The following is a 14,043-nucleotide window of genomic DNA, read 5'->3' as shown; positions in this document are numbered from 1 at the left end:
TTTCTCAGGAGCTGGCGGCTCCCGAGGCTGGGATTGGATCTGAAATGGCGTCGAAGAGCGGGGCTACTCGGTGCAGCTCAGTTCGGCATAGTCGATACGATTGACGTCGACATGGGGCGCGTAGCCGCTGCAGCCCTTGCGAAGCCCGGCCACAGCCGAGGTGAAGATCGGCAGGATCATGCCGCCCTCTTCGGCCACGATGCGCTGGGCGTCACGATAGAGCGCCGTGCGTTGCGACGGGTCGGCGGTTTGTCCGGCCTTTGCGACCAGGGCGTCGAAATCGGGCCGATACCAATGCGTCTCGTTCCACTCCGACTTGCTGTTTAGCGAGAGCGTCAGGGCTTCGGCCGGCGGGCGTGCGCTGGTGTAGGAGATCACGGCCGACTTCTTCCGCCAGATCGTGTCCCAATAGCCTTCGGCGGGCGCGGTGATGACATTGACCTTGATGCCGGCGGGCTTTGCCATCTGCGCGTAGACCTGGGCGAGAAGAAGCATGCCTGGATAGGAATCTGACGTATAGAGATCGAAGGTAATGCCGTTTGGATGGCCGGCTTCGGCGAGCAACGCCTTGGCTTTCGTCACGTCGGCCGCTTTGGGCGGCGTGGCAAGACCGAAGGGAGAGCTTGGCGGGATGGGCGTGTCGCCGCCGGTTTCGCCGTAACCCAGGAGCACGGTCTCGAGGATCTTCTGGCGATCCATCACCAGCTTCAGGGCCTGTCGAACGCGCAGATCGTTGAAGGGCGCGGTGTCCGTCCAAACCGCAAGATAGAGCGAGGTGGCGCCGGGGGTCGAAGCGAGCGAGACCGCGGGATTGTTTTTCAAGGTGATGAGACTGACCGGATCGACCGCCAGCGACAGGTCGACCGAGCCCGAAAGCAGGGCCGAAAGGCGCGAGGTCGATTCCAGGCTCGTGGTGATCTGCAGGCATTCGGCCTTGGGCAGCCCGGCCCGCCAATACTGGGCGTTGCGACGCATCACCCGCACCGGACCGTTGATGGAAAAGGTCTCCTGCCGGAAGGGGCCGGTGCCATTGCCCTTGATTTTCAGGTCCTCGCTCTTGGCGCCGTCCCGCACCATCAGGGCATATTTCGTGGCGATCAGCATCGGCAGTTCCACGACCGGCTGCTTGACCTTGAAGCGCACCGTGTGGGCATCGACCGCCGTGATGCCATCTGCATCCAGGAAGGCGAGCGTCGAAAATCCGCCAGGCGAAACGGCCGGGTCGAGCAGACGGCGATAGGAGTAGACCACGTCGGCCGCACCGAAATCCGAGCCGTCATGGAATTTGACGTCCGGCCTCAGATGGAAGGTCCATTCGGTGGCATCGGCGTTGGATTCCCAGGACTGGGCCAGGACCGGAATGGGCTCCATGGCATTGCTGCGGCCGACGAGGGGCTCGTAGACGGCGCGGATGTGATAGGCGCTGTCGGTGCCGATCAGCGCAGCCGGGTCCATGGTTTGCTTTTCGCCGTCGGATTCATAACCGAGCACACGAATGCATTTGCCCGCGGCAACCGCATTCCCCGCCGAAAACATGCTTGCTCCAAGCGTCAGCGCCAGGATGGAGCACTTTCCGAATTTCTTCGTCATCTGCGATCCCCTTTTTGTCATTTGCGTGAATGCTAATGAGCCCCGTCGGCGTCTTGCAAATGACAAGAATTTTCCGCTAGATGAATGAGATTCATGCGGCAGCGCCCAACGTGATCCGACGAACGCTCCCTCCCCTCGCCACTTTGCGCGTGTTCGAAGCGGCGGGCCGGCTGTGCAGTTTCAAGAATGCCGCACTGGAGCTGAACCTCACGCAATCCGCCATCAGCCACCAGATCGCGTCGCTCGAGCGCAATCTCGGCACCCAGCTCTTCATCAGGAAGCCGGGGCGGGTCGAATTGAGCCAGAAGGGGACATTGTATCTGTCCGTCATCCAGGACGCCCTGGATCGCATCTCCCTGACCACGGACCTCATCCGAGAGGCGCCGGCCAAGGGATCACTCACCGTGCAGGTCTATGTCACGGTCGCCGTTCGCTGGCTCATACCCAGGCTGCATCACTTCAACGAAGTCTCGCCGGAGGTGACAGTCAGCCTGAATGCCGGCCTTCTCGATTGGGATTTCAATCCCGATCATGCCGATGTCGGATTGGTTTATTCCCGCACACCCGAACGTGCGCGGGTGAGTTACACCTTGTTGAGAAAGGAACGGCTCGTCGCTGTTTGTTCGCAAACGATTGCTGAGGCGATCTCATCACCTCAGGACTTGTCGCATTTCCCCTTTTTGTCGATAGCCGGTGCGGCCGAGGATACAGCGATATGGGCTCAGAGCCTTGGCTTGCCCGCCCTGCTGCACAAGAGCGCGCCGCGCTACGACAGCACCCTGCTGGCGATCGAGGCAGCGATGAACGGCCAGGGCCTGGTGGTGGTTCCCCATTTCCTGGTCGAAGCGGACCTGCGCAGCGGCAATCTGACGATCCCCGTGCCGGCCGATGTGATGCAACCCGGCGGCTGGTATCTCGCGCATCTGCAAAGGCGCGGCAATGAAAGGCCAATTCGGGAGTTTCTGCGCTGGATTCAGTCCCAGTAGATTGCCATCCCCTAGGCTTTCGAGCGTAACAGTGATCGATTTTACAAAACAGATCTGCCGCCACGCCAGGTGACGGCAGAGAGTTTATCGAGCGATGTCGGGAAGGGCTCAATCTCGACGTTGCTGCCAGTCCTTCAAGAAGGATGCGGCCACCGCAACGTCGGGGGAGAGCGCACGGTCCTTATCGAGGAACGGCACTTTCTTGCGAAAGGCCTGCTTGAAAGTGGTCGTCGCGGCCGATAGCGGCCGGTCTTGATGCTCGGCCAGGCGCAGGTCCACAGCCTGGGCCGCCTGGATCAATTCGATGCCGAGAATTGCGAAGCTGTTGTCGATCTGCGCACGCACCCTGCTGACGACCAGGGGAGCATTCGTGCCGACATCCTCCACCCCGCCGGCGATGGGCCGCGAGTCGAATGAGGTGGGCTGCGCCAGCGCCCGGGTTTCCGTTGCAATCGCCATCAGCGGAGCTTCGACGACCAGGAAGGCATGCTGCGCCTCGCCGGCCGCGAGGTAGCGAGGCAGCTTGGAGTGCTGGGGGTTATTCAGCTTCAAGGTGCGCTCGGACGAAGCCGTCGCGTGATGAGCCAGGACGATGCCCAATTCCTCGAAGGAGATGACCCAGGGCAGCGGGTCGAAATTGGCGGTCGGCAGGACGGCGCCGCCCTCGACATAGCCGCGCTTGGCCTGCGGCAGATCCGAGCTCGGGCGTACCCCGAGCGCGACGCCCGGGTTGTCGTCGGAAGAGTTGATCTGGATCTGGAGGAGAGATTTGGTCCGCGCAATGCTGTCAGCCATGCTGCCGAACAGGTAGGGAGCCGTACGATAACTCAAAGGATCCTGGAGGATGCGCTTGTCGTCCTGTTGCCAGAGATAGCTGCCTGCCAGCAAGGTTCTGAGTTTTTTGGCTGCGCCGATATAGCTGGGAAAGGGCCTCAATGCGGCGACATCATCGAGCAGCGGCGAGATGTTCCCGTTCAGCCCCTCCAGGCTCAGCGCATAGACCATCTCGGAGCTTGCCATCATCTGCTCCGCATCATGGATCGCCAGCGCGCCAAGGCCGGCGGCATAGGCATTGGAACTGAGGATGGCCAAGCCATCCTTGCCGAAGGGCTTCAGCCGCTCGATCTTGGCCGCCTGCAAAGCCTCGGCGGCAGGCACGCGCTTGTCTTTGTAATCGACCTCCCCTTCACCCAGCATCGCCAATCCCACATGGCTGAGCAGGGTCATGTCCGCTTGTCCGACGGAGCCGCGCGAGGGCATGATCGGTGTGATCTGCTCGTTGAGAAATGCAAGCAGCATGTCGGCCACGCTCTTCTGCACGCCCGGGCCGCCGGTCAGGATGTTGTTGAGGCGCACCGCCATCGCTGCGCGGACAACATCCAGTTCGGTGTCCGGGCCGACACCGACGGAATGGGCGCGCAGCAACCCTTCGTTGAAGCGGCGCGACGCTTCCAGCAGCTCGGGCGTCAGCTCGCCCTTCGCATCCACCGTCTTGCGGTCCTTGTTCCAGCCGACGCCGACCGTAAGACCGTAGATGTCCTGCCCTTCCTTGGCGCCGAGCAGCAAAATATCGAACGCCTTCGAAACTCTTTGGAGGCTCTCGGAAGGAACGACGACCTTTTCTCCCCTCGCCACCCGCACGATCATCTCGGGCGTCGTATCGCGCCCCGTCAAGATTACATCAGCGTGCGCCGCGGATGCCAACAACATACAACTTCCGGCAATACACGATAGAAGGCTATATTTTGACATTTCTCTTCCCCATGATGTAGAGAAAGAGCTTGGTAATTTCGATATACGTTCGCAAATGATGAAAAATTACGTGCGCGTGAATCGTATTCATGCGCCGCGCATGCCGATGGCCGAAGGGCAAGCCGACCTCCGATCGACCATCGCCGCTTGTCCGGAATGACTTCCCGTTTCCGGGGAAGAACGGCACGGCCTAGCTGGCGGCCAGCTTCTCGAAGGCGATTCCGATCGAGGTACAGTCCTGCCACATCACCTGCGCAATGCGCTCGGGGCCCGTGAGGGCTGAGGTCAGACGAATCTGCCCTTCCAGCTCCAGGCCAGCCGGCACCCGCAGCTTGGCTCCCCCATCCGATATATCGCGGATGATGCAGCTGTAGATGACTCCGCTGCTCGTCTGAATCTTGGCCGTCTCCACCAACCGTCGACGTTCGGAGCGGCGCGTTTGGGATGTCGTCATGGGCGGGCTGATATCAAGCTGTTCGTTGTTCAAGGATGAACCGGTTCGTTTGCATTCGACCAGCGCTGCCTCATCCCGTCCTTATCCACAAGGGGTTCGGCGGCGGCGATCGATGATAGGACAACGCTACCAGCATCCCTTCCCCGCATAAAGCGGCAGCTCATGCCGGCGATGACAAACCGCATTTTCTGAAAGTGCGGCATGGCGTGGGCCGCCTGCGACAGCAAGATCGCAGCTCGCGGGATCGCAGGCTCATAGCTGGCAAGCAGGTCGAAGACACAGGTTGGTTCCTTTCGGCGAGGCTAGCCGAACCGGCCGAGTGGCGGAAGGATGCGGAGCAGTTCCTCCTGCCGGTCCTGCAAGCCAGGGGGAAAGACCAGCCGCGTTCCCAGATTCTCGCGCGTTTCGTCGATCAGAAGGCCGGGATTGTCCGTCGCGACTTCGATCAGCAGTCCGTCCGGGCCGCGAAAGTAAATCGAACGAAAGTAATGGCGGTCCTTGATCGGGCTGGTGTCGATTCCGAAGCGCTTCTTGAGCGCTGTCGCCATGCTAGCCAGGTCAGCCTCGTCCCTAGCCCGGAAGGCGACATGATGGATCGCTCCCGCTCCAAGTCTGGGGCGCTGCCGATCGTTCCGCCGATGGAGGCAGAACCAGCCGCCGGCATCCCCGTGCGCAGAGAACTCTATCCAATCGGCTTGGCGCCGCATTTCGGCGAACCCCAGAATCTCCGTGAGTATTCGCGTCATCAGCGCCGTCCCGCGCAGGCTCAGTGACACGCCGCGCAGCGCGCTGACTGCGAAAGGCGCTGGGATATCGGGCGGCGACCAGAGCGCTGCGGCAGCGGGCTCCGAAGCCACCAGCGCCAGCGGCGCGTGGTCGGGATCCTGGAAGCTCAGTTGAGCGGCTCCGCCTGGCGCCCGCTCGCGTCGGAATGAGACGCCGGACGCAATAAGCCGTCTCTCCCACCAAGCGACCGCCCCCGGAGCAATGGCGAAGGAAATGCGTTCGCCGCCGTCTGGCCGTTCGCTGGCCGCGGCCGCGCTCGACCACGAAAAGAACGAAAGGGCGCCGCCCGGTTCGCCATCCGCTTTGCCGTAGATGAGGTGATAGGCGCCGGGGTCCTCATGCGTCACCGTCCGCTTTACCAAGCGGAGGCCGAGTACCCGCGAATAGAAATCGAGGTTGCGCTCCGCATCCGTCGCGATCGCCGTGACATGATGCAATCCTCGCCCGGTCATGCCTGCGATCCTCCGCCAGAACGGTGTCGCTCCTCTGAAGCACGAGCCCGGTTGCGTCTTGATTTCTGATCCGTCGCCCGCATGGCGATCCGAAGGCACTTTCTGGTAGACGTCTTGGACAATGGCGCGGTCATTTGGACGGGAGCGTCGGAAACGCCCTCTGTTGGAAAATGCTAGCCTAAAACCGCCGAACGGCTCAATCGCATCGGCATTCCCGCGCGATGTCCGGCCCCATCGTGGGCCGCACCGGCCGCGGCAGCCTATGACGCCGCAGAGCCGGCGAGAATTTCTGCACGGTTTGGCCGGCTCGCGACTCCGACCCGCAGAATGCGGGATGACACGGGGTTTGCAAGACGCTAAGAACGCTTCGCTGCGACGCATCGGGTCTCGATCGCAAGACAGCATGCGGGCGTAGTTCAGTGGTAGAACGTCAGCTTCCCAAGCTGAATGTCGTCGGTTCGATCCCGATCGCCCGCTCCATCTTTTCAATGGTCAGGCCCATATCTCAGACATCTCGCGACGCGAGCGACGCCAGGCCCCGCCCGGCGGCAAGCGCGAGATGCGGGCGAACAGCGTCGCGACGCTGAACCTAGCCCGGCGCCGCCTGCCGTCGCTTCCACTCTGCATAGAGATCAGCCCCATCGCCGAGACGGACGGGCACGTGGCTGATCTTCATCGACTGCTCGGCGAATGGCTTCGCGAGATCGGCATAGATCGCGGCCGTCGAAAGCCCATAGGGCGCTCCGTCATCGTTCGAATAAGCGAAATAGACCTCGCCCACGCCGGCGAGCCGCATCGCGGCCATGCACATCGGGCAGGGATGACCGCTGGCGTAGACCACGCAGCCTGAGAGATTCGGCGATCCCAGCTTGCGGCTCGCGGCGCGCAACGCCGTCAGCTCGGCATGGGCGGTCGGATCGTTCGTCGCGACGATCTCGTTGACGCCCGTGGCTACCACCTCGCCGCCCTGCGCCACGACGGCACCGAAGGGCCGGCCACCCGTCTCCATATTGGCCTTGGCGAGTTCGATCGCCTCGCAGAGAAAGCGCTGGACCTCACTCATCATCGCCCCCTCACCGGGCGCCGGCGGCATGCAGAATCTGCTCGATCCTGGCATAACCGCGGCTACGTGCGTGCTGGAGCGGCGTGACGCCGTCGCGATCTGCGAGGTTCGCGTTCGCCCCGGCCGCGATCAGATCCGCAACAATCTGCTGATGCGCCTGCCCGCCATCGCTGGGGATGATCGCCTCGAGCAGCCCGGTCCAGCCGAGATTGTTGACGTGGTCGACGTCGACACCCGCGGCGATGAGGGTGCGAACGGTCTCGACATGGCCGCGCTCGCAAGCCGGGATCAGGGCCGTGCCACCGTAGCGGTTGGTGCTCCTGAGGTCCGCGCCATGCGCCAGCGTCAGCTTCAGGATGGCGAGATGGCCGCGAGCTCCCGCATAGAGATAAGGGCTGTCGTTGATCGCGTCCTTGGCGTTCACATTCGCCCCGGCCTCGATCAGCACTTTGGCCGCGTCGGCATGGTTCTCATGCGTCGCGACCAGCAATGCGGTGCGCCCACGCGCATCGCGCGCGTCGATGGCAGCGCCTCCGGCAACAAGGCGCTTGATCGCGGCGGTATCGTCGCGGGCGGCGGCGGCGTGAAGGCTCGTATCTGTCATGGTCTGTCCGAAGGCGATCCGCGGGCAGAACGCCAGCAGGAGAAGCATGAAGGCAATGATTGGCGACGATCTGGACAAGCGGTGATCTCCTTGCCGTGCCGGGCATCGCGCTCTACGACGCGCACCTCTCCGAAGCCGATCTCGACGCAGATTGCAGCCTGCTTCAGATAGAAACCAGGCCGCCCATCCGGAAATTAATTATGCGGATACTGCCCAGTGGTTCTTCGAATGGATGTCCGAAGAGTCAGGCACGACGCGCCGGGACCATGATCGCCCCCGAGGCCGCGATCACCAGTGCCAGGCCGAACCAATCTGTCGCCGTCGGTCGCTCGCCCAGCAGCAGCACCGAGCCGAGCACGCCGACCGCCGGTACCATCAGCGTGCCCAGGCTCGCGATGCCGGCCGGCAGGCGCGCCACCACCGTGAACCAGAGGAAATAGGCGAGCGCCTGGGCGCCGATGATGTGGAAGCTCAACGCCGTCAGCACGCGCGGCGACAGCAGCTTCGGCACGGGCAGGCCTTCGAAGACGAGCATGCCGATGCCGGCGACGCAGCCGCCGATCAGCAATTGCCAGGCGGCAATCGCGAGCGCCGGGGCCGAGACCGGCCAGCGCTTGGTCACGATCGTGCCCAAAGCCCAGCTCACCGCAGCGCAGAGCGCCAGCATCAGGCCGAAAGAGAGCTGTCCGGCGAGGATCAGCGGCAGGCCGAGGCAGATCAGGCCGGCGATACCCAGCGCAAGCCCCGCCAGGCGCCGACCGTCGAAAGCCTCACCCAGCACGAAGCGCGCGAGCAGCGTTGCCCAGATCGGCATGGTGAAGGTCAGGATGGCGGCGCGCGAGGTCGGCGCGGCGAGCTGCGCGAAGGCGAGCAGCACATTGAAGGCGGCGATCGAGAGGAAACCGGCGACGACCAGCCGCGGCCACTGCGCGCGGGGCACTGCGAGCGGGACACCGCGCACCAGCGCAACCGCGACGAGGACAAGCCCGGCGAAGCTCATGCCGGCAGCGCGCAAGGTCCAGGGCGCGATCTCGGTCAGCGAGATCCGCACGGCCGGCCAGTTGAAGCCCCAGAGAAGCCCAAGCAGCGGAACGAGCAGCAGTGCCCGGCCGGATCGTCCCGCGTCCTCTCGGACGCGCGACGATCCCGTTTCTTGCTTCAGCATCGGATACTCCGAAAGCCGGTTCCCACTTTTCGGTCCGATGCTCGGGCCGCACTCACCCCTCGATGCTTTCGAGCCCGCACCATTCGGCGACGAAGAGCGCCATGGCGCCGGTGATGCGCTTCACGGAGGCAAGGCTGACGCGCTCGTCGAAGGCGTGGATATTCTCGCCCATCGGGCCGTAGCAGAGCGCCGGAATCTTGTCGTAAAGCGCGTGCACGCGGGTATCGAGATAGGCGGCCGTCATGAAGCTCTTCAGCGGCTTGCCCAGCGCCGCCTCATGGGCGCAGGCGAGCACGGCCTCGGCCTCGCTGCCGGGCTCCAGCACATAGCCCTCGGCCCAGAAGCCGTTGAAGGTGACCTTCGGCGGATTGTTCGCGAGGAAGGAATCGCCGCGCGCGGCGTCGCGGATGCAATCCTCGATGCGCTGCGCCGTCTCCTTGGCGGTGACGCCGGGATAGAGGCCGACGCGGCAATCGACCCGGCACCAGCACGGCACCGAAGAGGCCCAGTCGCCGCCCTCGATCTTGCCGATATTCAGGTTGATGGGATGCGGATCATCCTCGAAATGCTCGCGGCCGGCCTTCTCGATATTGAACTGTTCCTCGAGCTTGCGCAAAGCCGCGACGACACGATAGGCGGCATCGATCGCGTTGGCGCCGGTGCCCATCTCGCGGACATGGGCGGGGATGCCGCGCACCTCGAACTGGAACCAGAGCACGCCGGCATTGGCGCGCGCCAGCATCTCATATTCCGGCTCGGGAATCAGCGCGGCCTCGGCGCGATAGCCGCGCAGATGCGTCATCAGCGCGCCGTTGCCGGTCGATTCCTCCTCCACGACGGATTCGACATAGACCGTCGCCGCGGGCTGCATGCCGATGCGGCGGAGCGCATCGAGGCAGAAGAGATTGGCGGCGGCGCCCGCCTTCATGTCGGCGCTGCCGCGGCCGTACATCCAGTCGCCCTCGATCACGGGGTCGAAGGGCGCGTGCTTCCATTGATCGGCGGGACCGGCCGGGACGACGTCGACATGGGCCTGGAGGATCAGCGAGCGGCCCTTCTCCTCGCGCGGGTGATGGATGCCGACGACGATCGGCGCATCGGAATGCGTGTCGGAGAAGGGCGCACCGCCGGGATGGGCCGCGATCGCCTCCTTGTCCATGGCGAAACGGTCCATGGTGAAGCCGCGCTGCTTCATCGCGCGGAAGATGAAGTCCTGGACCGTATGCTCCTGCCCGCGTGTCGAAGCGAAGCGGACCAGTTCCTGCGTATAGGCGACCTGCTCGTCGAAGCCCGCCTCGACGGCGGCGAGGATCTTGTCACGCAAGGCGGGATCGAGAGGCATGGGTATTCCTATCCAGCGTCATGCTCGGGTGACCCGAGCATCTCGGAAACCAGTGTCATCTCGTTACGAGATTCTCGGGTCTGCGCTTCGCTCGCCCGAGAATGACGGCGAGAACACCATTAGTGCCCGAAGCGCGCGCCGCCCGGCACTGCCGCCAACAGCTGCCGCGTATACTCGTGCCGCGGGGCGGTGAAGATCGCGGCTGTCGGCCCGCTTTCGACAATCCGTCCGCGCTGCATCACGGCGATGCGGTCGCAGATTTGCGCGGCGACGCGCAGGTCGTGCGTGACGAAGAGGATGGCGAGGCCGAGCCGGCTCTGGATGTCCTTGATCAGCTTGAGGATCTGCGCCTGCACGGAGACGTCGAGCGCGGAGACAGCCTCGTCCGCGACCAGTACGTCCGGTTCGAGCGCCAGAGCCCTGGCGATGCCGACGCGCTGGCGCTGGCCGCCCGAGAATTCATGCGGATAGCGGTCGATGGCGTTGGCGGAGAGACCGACAAGCTCCAGCAATTCCTTCGCCCGCGCTAAGGCCTCCTTGCGGGGCGTGCCATGGGCGACCGGGCCGTCCGAGATGATGCGGCCGACGGTCTGGCGCGGATTGAGCGAGGCGAAGGGGTCCTGGAAGACCATCTGGATGCGCTTGCGCTGGCGGCGCAATTCGGCCGGCTTCAGCTCGGAGAGCACGAGGTCTCCCAGAGCGATGCGGCCGCGGTCGGGCTCGATCAGGCGCAGGCAGCAGCGCCCGACCGTCGACTTGCCCGAGCCGGATTCGCCGACGAGGCCGAGCGTCTCCCCGCGGACGAGCGCGAAGGAGATGTCGTCGGCCGCCTTGACCTCGCGCGCGACGCCGAAGAGCGAGCGCTTGCGATAGGTCTTGCCGAGCCCCTCGACACTGATGACCGGAGCAGTGTCCGGCAGCGGCGGCAGCACGGCCGGCGTCAGCGACGGCACGGCGGCAAGCAGCTTCTGCGTATAGGGATGGCGCGGAGAGCCGAGCACCTGATCGGCCGTGCCCTCCTCGACCAGCACGCCCTTCTCCAGCACGGCGATGCGGTCGGCGATCTCGGCGACCACGCCCATGTCATGGGTGATGAAGAGCACGGCCGTGCCGTGGCGATGGCGCAGATTGTCGATGAGCTTGAGGATCTGCGCCTGCGTGGTGACGTCGAGAGCGGTTGTCGGCTCGTCGGCGATCAGGAGCTTCGGTTCGAGCGCGAGTGCCATCGCGATCATCACGCGCTGACGCTGGCCGCCCGAAAGCTCATGCGGATAGGCCTTGGCGAGGCGCGGCGGATCGGGCAGGCCGACTTCGGTCAGCAGATCGATGGCGCGGGTCCGACGCGTTGCCCTGTCGTGGAGACCATGAGCCTCGAAAGTCTCGACGATCTGGTCGGAGATGCGCATGACCGGATTGAGCGAGGTCATTGGCTCCTGGAAGATCATGCCGACCTCGCGGCCACGCACATCCTGCATGGCTTGTTCGTCGAGGGCGAGGATGTCGCGACCGGCGAGCCTGATCGCGCCAGCAACCGGCTTCACCGCCTTGGGCAGCAGGCCCATCACGGCATGGGCGATCATCGACTTGCCCGAGCCGGATTCGCCGACGACGCAGAGCGTCTCGCCGGGCTGGATGGCGAGCGTGACCTTTTCGACCGCGTTGGCGCGGTCTGCCATCGCCGGTAATGCCAGCGTAAGGCCTTCGATGGAGAGCGCGGGAGCGGTCATTCGCGCCATCATTCCCGCCCCCTGGCCAGACGCGGGTTCAGGGCATCGTTCAGCCCCTCGCCGGCGAGGTTGAGGGCGAGCACGGTTAGGAAGATCGCGAAGCCCGGGAAGAACGAAATCCACCAGGCGTCGAGCAGGCGCGTGCGGCCGGCGCCGACCATGTAGCCCCAGCTCATCAGGTTGGGATCGCCCAGGCCAAGGAAGGAGAGCGAGGATTCCAGCAGGATCGCCGAGCCGATCATCAGCGAGCCCATGACGATGATCGGCGCGATGGTGTTGGGCAGGACCTGACTGAAGATGATCCGCGGCGTCGACTGGCCGATGGTGACGGCGGCCTGAACATATTCGCGACTTCGCAGCGAGAGCACCTCGCCGCGCACCAGCCGCGCCACGGGCGGCCAACTGACCACCCCGATCGCGAGCACGATCGAACCGAGCTGCGGCTGCAGGATCGCCACCAGCACGATGGCGAGCGCGAAGGAGGGAATGGTCTGGAAGAATTCGGTGAAGCGCATCAGCGCGTCATCGACGAAGCCACCGGCATAGCCCGCCATCGCGCCAAGCGGCACGCCGATCACCAGCGCGACCAGCGTCGAGACCACGCCGATCATCAGCGAGACGCGTGCGCCATGGACGAGGCCGGAGGCAAGGTTGCGGCCGAGCGTGTCGGTGCCGAGCGGGAAGCGCTCGTTGACGAAGGGCGCGAGGAAGGGCCGCGCCACCGGGCGCCAGGGCGATTGCGGATAGAGCGTCGGCGCCAGGATCGCGAAGGCGACGACGGCGAGCAGGATGAGGATGCCGATGACGGCGCCGCGATTGCGGGCGAAGCGCTTGAGGAAGTTCAAGAAAGCGCCTCCGACATTACGATGCACTCGACGTCATGCTCGCCCTTGTGGCGAGCATCCACGTCTTGAACACGGCCTTCGACCAGCGAAGACGTGGATGGTCGGGACAAGCCCGACCATGACGGAAAGGGCCTGTTCATGCGTGCGCCTCGATGCGCGGATCGACGATCCGGTAGACCAGATCGGTCGCGATATTGAAGCAGACGACCATCGCCGAGGAGATGAAGAAGACGCCGAGCAGGACGGAATAGTCGCGCTGGACCAGCGCATCGAACATCAGCCGGCCGATACCGGGCCAGGCGAAGACGGTCTCGGTCAGCACCGCGCCACCGACGAGCTGACCCGCCTGCAGGCCGGCCAGCGTCACCACCGGCAGGATCGCGTTGCGGGCGACGTGCCGGCGCCAGACTGTGGACTGCGAGACGCCCTTGGCGCGCGCCGTCTTGACGAAATCGGCACCCGCGACCTCCAGCATCGAGGCGCGCATCATTCGGGCGTAGAGTGCTGTGAAGAACAGGCCGAGCGTCAGCGAGGGCAGGATGAGGTGCTGGGCGATGTCGAGCGCCCGCGCCAGACCGGTATAGTTCGCGCCGATCGTCTCGTAGCCGACATTGGGGACGAGCCCCAGCTTCAGCGCGAAGACGATCTGGCTCATCAGCGCGACCCAGAACAGCGGCGTGGCATAGAACATCAGCGCCAACGTGGTGATCAGGCTGTCCGACCATTTGCCGGCCCGGCGCGCGGCGAGCGCGCCCATCGCGGTGCCAACGACGAGCGAGACGAGGAAGGCCGCGCCGGTCAAAAGCAGGGTCGCCGGCAGGCGCTCCATGATCAGGCTCAGCACTGGCTGCTGCTGGCGGTAGCTGAATCCGAGATCGAAGGTCAGATAGCCCTTCAAATAGATCCAGAGCTGCATCAGGAAGGGCTGGTCGAGGCCGAAACGTGCGCGCAACTGCTCAAGCAATTGCGCGTCGGCGGCGCCGGCCTCGCCGGCAAGCACCTGCGCGGGGTCGCCGGGCGCGGCGCGGATCAGCAGGAAATTCAGCACGGCGATGGCGAAGAGGACGATGATCCCCTTCACGAGCCGGCCGGCGAGGAATTGCGCGAGGTTCATTCAATCCTGTTCCCGATGGCAGCAGCTCCCCGTCATGCTCGCCCTTGTGGCGAGCATCCACGTCTGGAACACCGTCCCCGACGACTGAAGACGTGGATGGTCGGGACAAGCCCGACCATGACGAGAAGCGCGCAGGCGCCTGTTCGTGAAGGGCCGGCGAGCT

General features: G+C 64.5%; 12 protein-coding genes and 1 tRNA gene. 2 read left to right on the top strand and 11 right to left on the bottom strand.

What is annotated here, in order from left to right; translation table 11 throughout:
- Nucleotides 1–63 precede the first annotated feature (63 nt).
- On the bottom strand, nt 64–1,590 hold the full coding sequence (locus tag AC1DEZ_RS23925) for an ABC transporter substrate-binding protein (RefSeq protein WP_441513661.1): 1,527 nt from the start codon (nt 1,588–1,590) through the stop codon (nt 64–66).
- Between the two features lie 80 nt (nt 1,591–1,670).
- Here AC1DEZ_RS23925 and AC1DEZ_RS23920 point away from each other — a divergent pair, with 80 nt between their 5' ends.
- On the top strand, nt 1,671–2,576 hold the full coding sequence (locus AC1DEZ_RS23920) for a LysR substrate-binding domain-containing protein (protein WP_441513660.1): 906 nt from the start codon (nt 1,671–1,673) through the stop codon (nt 2,574–2,576).
- A 108-nt stretch (nt 2,577–2,684) separates the two neighbouring features.
- Here the strand turns inward: AC1DEZ_RS23920 and AC1DEZ_RS23915 are convergent, their stop codons facing one another.
- The 3 genes from AC1DEZ_RS23915 to AC1DEZ_RS23905 all read right to left on the bottom strand — a co-directional run bounded on the left by AC1DEZ_RS23915 (nt 2,685) and on the right by AC1DEZ_RS23905 (nt 6,020).
- A complete protein-coding gene (locus AC1DEZ_RS23915) occupies nt 2,685–4,328 on the bottom strand; it encodes an HAL/PAL/TAL family ammonia-lyase (protein WP_476780898.1) in 1,644 nt (547 codons plus the stop codon).
- Between the two features lie 190 nt (nt 4,329–4,518).
- A complete protein-coding gene (locus tag AC1DEZ_RS23910) occupies nt 4,519–4,815 on the bottom strand; it encodes a PilZ domain-containing protein (RefSeq protein ID WP_441513659.1) in 297 nt (98 codons plus the stop codon).
- Nucleotides 4,816–5,084: 269 nt separating this feature from the next.
- Nucleotides 5,085–6,020, bottom strand: coding sequence for a VOC family protein (locus AC1DEZ_RS23905; RefSeq protein WP_441513658.1), 936 nt, complete (start codon nt 6,018–6,020; stop codon nt 5,085–5,087).
- Between the two features lie 405 nt (nt 6,021–6,425).
- Here AC1DEZ_RS23905 and AC1DEZ_RS23900 point away from each other — a divergent pair.
- A tRNA-Gly gene (locus AC1DEZ_RS23900) sits at nt 6,426–6,500 on the top strand.
- 109 nt (nt 6,501–6,609) lie between these two features.
- Here the strand turns inward: AC1DEZ_RS23900 and AC1DEZ_RS23895 are convergent.
- From AC1DEZ_RS23895 to AC1DEZ_RS23865, 7 genes are all read right to left on the bottom strand, one after another.
- On the bottom strand, nt 6,610–7,083 hold the full coding sequence (locus AC1DEZ_RS23895; protein WP_441513713.1) for a nucleoside deaminase: 474 nt from the start codon (nt 7,081–7,083) through the stop codon (nt 6,610–6,612).
- 10 nt (nt 7,084–7,093) lie between these two features.
- The gene (locus AC1DEZ_RS23890; RefSeq protein ID WP_441513657.1) at nt 7,094–7,687 is read right to left on the bottom strand and encodes an ankyrin repeat domain-containing protein; all 594 of its coding nucleotides are present in this window, start codon (nt 7,685–7,687) and stop codon (nt 7,094–7,096) included.
- A gap of 244 nt (nt 7,688–7,931) precedes the next feature.
- Nucleotides 7,932–8,852 (bottom strand): DMT family transporter, encoded by a 921-nt coding sequence (locus tag AC1DEZ_RS23885; RefSeq protein WP_476780897.1) that lies wholly within the window; start codon nt 8,850–8,852, stop codon nt 7,932–7,934.
- A 52-nt stretch (nt 8,853–8,904) separates the two neighbouring features.
- On the bottom strand, nt 8,905–10,194 hold the full coding sequence (locus tag AC1DEZ_RS23880; RefSeq protein WP_441513655.1) for an ArgE/DapE family deacylase: 1,290 nt from the start codon (nt 10,192–10,194) through the stop codon (nt 8,905–8,907).
- Nucleotides 10,195–10,313: 119 nt separating this feature from the next.
- Nucleotides 10,314–11,921 (bottom strand): ABC transporter ATP-binding protein, encoded by a 1,608-nt coding sequence (locus AC1DEZ_RS23875; RefSeq protein WP_441513654.1) that lies wholly within the window; start codon nt 11,919–11,921, stop codon nt 10,314–10,316.
- A gap of 8 nt (nt 11,922–11,929) precedes the next feature.
- Nucleotides 11,930–12,766, bottom strand: a complete 837-nt coding sequence (locus tag AC1DEZ_RS23870; protein WP_441513653.1) for an ABC transporter permease — start codon at nt 12,764–12,766, stop codon at nt 11,930–11,932.
- Nucleotides 12,767–12,902: 136 nt separating this feature from the next.
- Nucleotides 12,903–13,880, bottom strand: coding sequence for an ABC transporter permease (locus AC1DEZ_RS23865; RefSeq protein ID WP_441513652.1), 978 nt, complete (start codon nt 13,878–13,880; stop codon nt 12,903–12,905).
- Nucleotides 13,881–14,043: the final 163 nt, after the last annotated feature.

Source organism: Allobosea sp. 10L422 (assembly GCF_056395345.1).
The sequence above is the reverse complement of the archived record's forward strand: the minus strand, read 5'-3'. Positions and strand labels throughout refer to the sequence as shown.

Bases quoted from the DNA above. Each gene is read 5' to 3' on its own strand.
- AC1DEZ_RS23915 (WP_476780898.1), bottom strand. From the start codon at position 4,328: ATGTCAAAATATAGCCTTCTATCGTGTATTGCCGGAAGTTGTATGTTG.
- AC1DEZ_RS23875 (WP_441513654.1), bottom strand. From the start codon at position 11,921: ATGACCGCTCCCGCGCTCTCCATCGAAGGCCTTACGCTGGCATTACCG.
- AC1DEZ_RS23885 (WP_476780897.1), bottom strand. From the start codon at position 8,852: ATGCTGAAGCAAGAAACGGGATCGTCGCGCGTCCGAGAGGACGCGGGA.
- AC1DEZ_RS23880 (WP_441513655.1), bottom strand. From the start codon at position 10,194: ATGCCTCTCGATCCCGCCTTGCGTGACAAGATCCTCGCCGCCGTCGAG.
- AC1DEZ_RS23865 (WP_441513652.1), bottom strand. From the start codon at position 13,880: ATGAACCTCGCGCAATTCCTCGCCGGCCGGCTCGTGAAGGGGATCATC.
- AC1DEZ_RS23925 (WP_441513661.1), bottom strand. From the start codon at position 1,590: ATGACGAAGAAATTCGGAAAGTGCTCCATCCTGGCGCTGACGCTTGGA.
- AC1DEZ_RS23895 (WP_441513713.1), bottom strand. From the start codon at position 7,083: ATGAGTGAGGTCCAGCGCTTTCTCTGCGAGGCGATCGAACTCGCCAAG.
- AC1DEZ_RS23905 (WP_441513658.1), bottom strand. From the start codon at position 6,020: ATGACCGGGCGAGGATTGCATCATGTCACGGCGATCGCGACGGATGCG.
- AC1DEZ_RS23920 (WP_441513660.1), top strand. From the start codon at position 1,671: ATGAATGAGATTCATGCGGCAGCGCCCAACGTGATCCGACGAACGCTC.
- AC1DEZ_RS23890 (WP_441513657.1), bottom strand. From the start codon at position 7,687: ATGACAGATACGAGCCTTCACGCCGCCGCCGCCCGCGACGATACCGCC.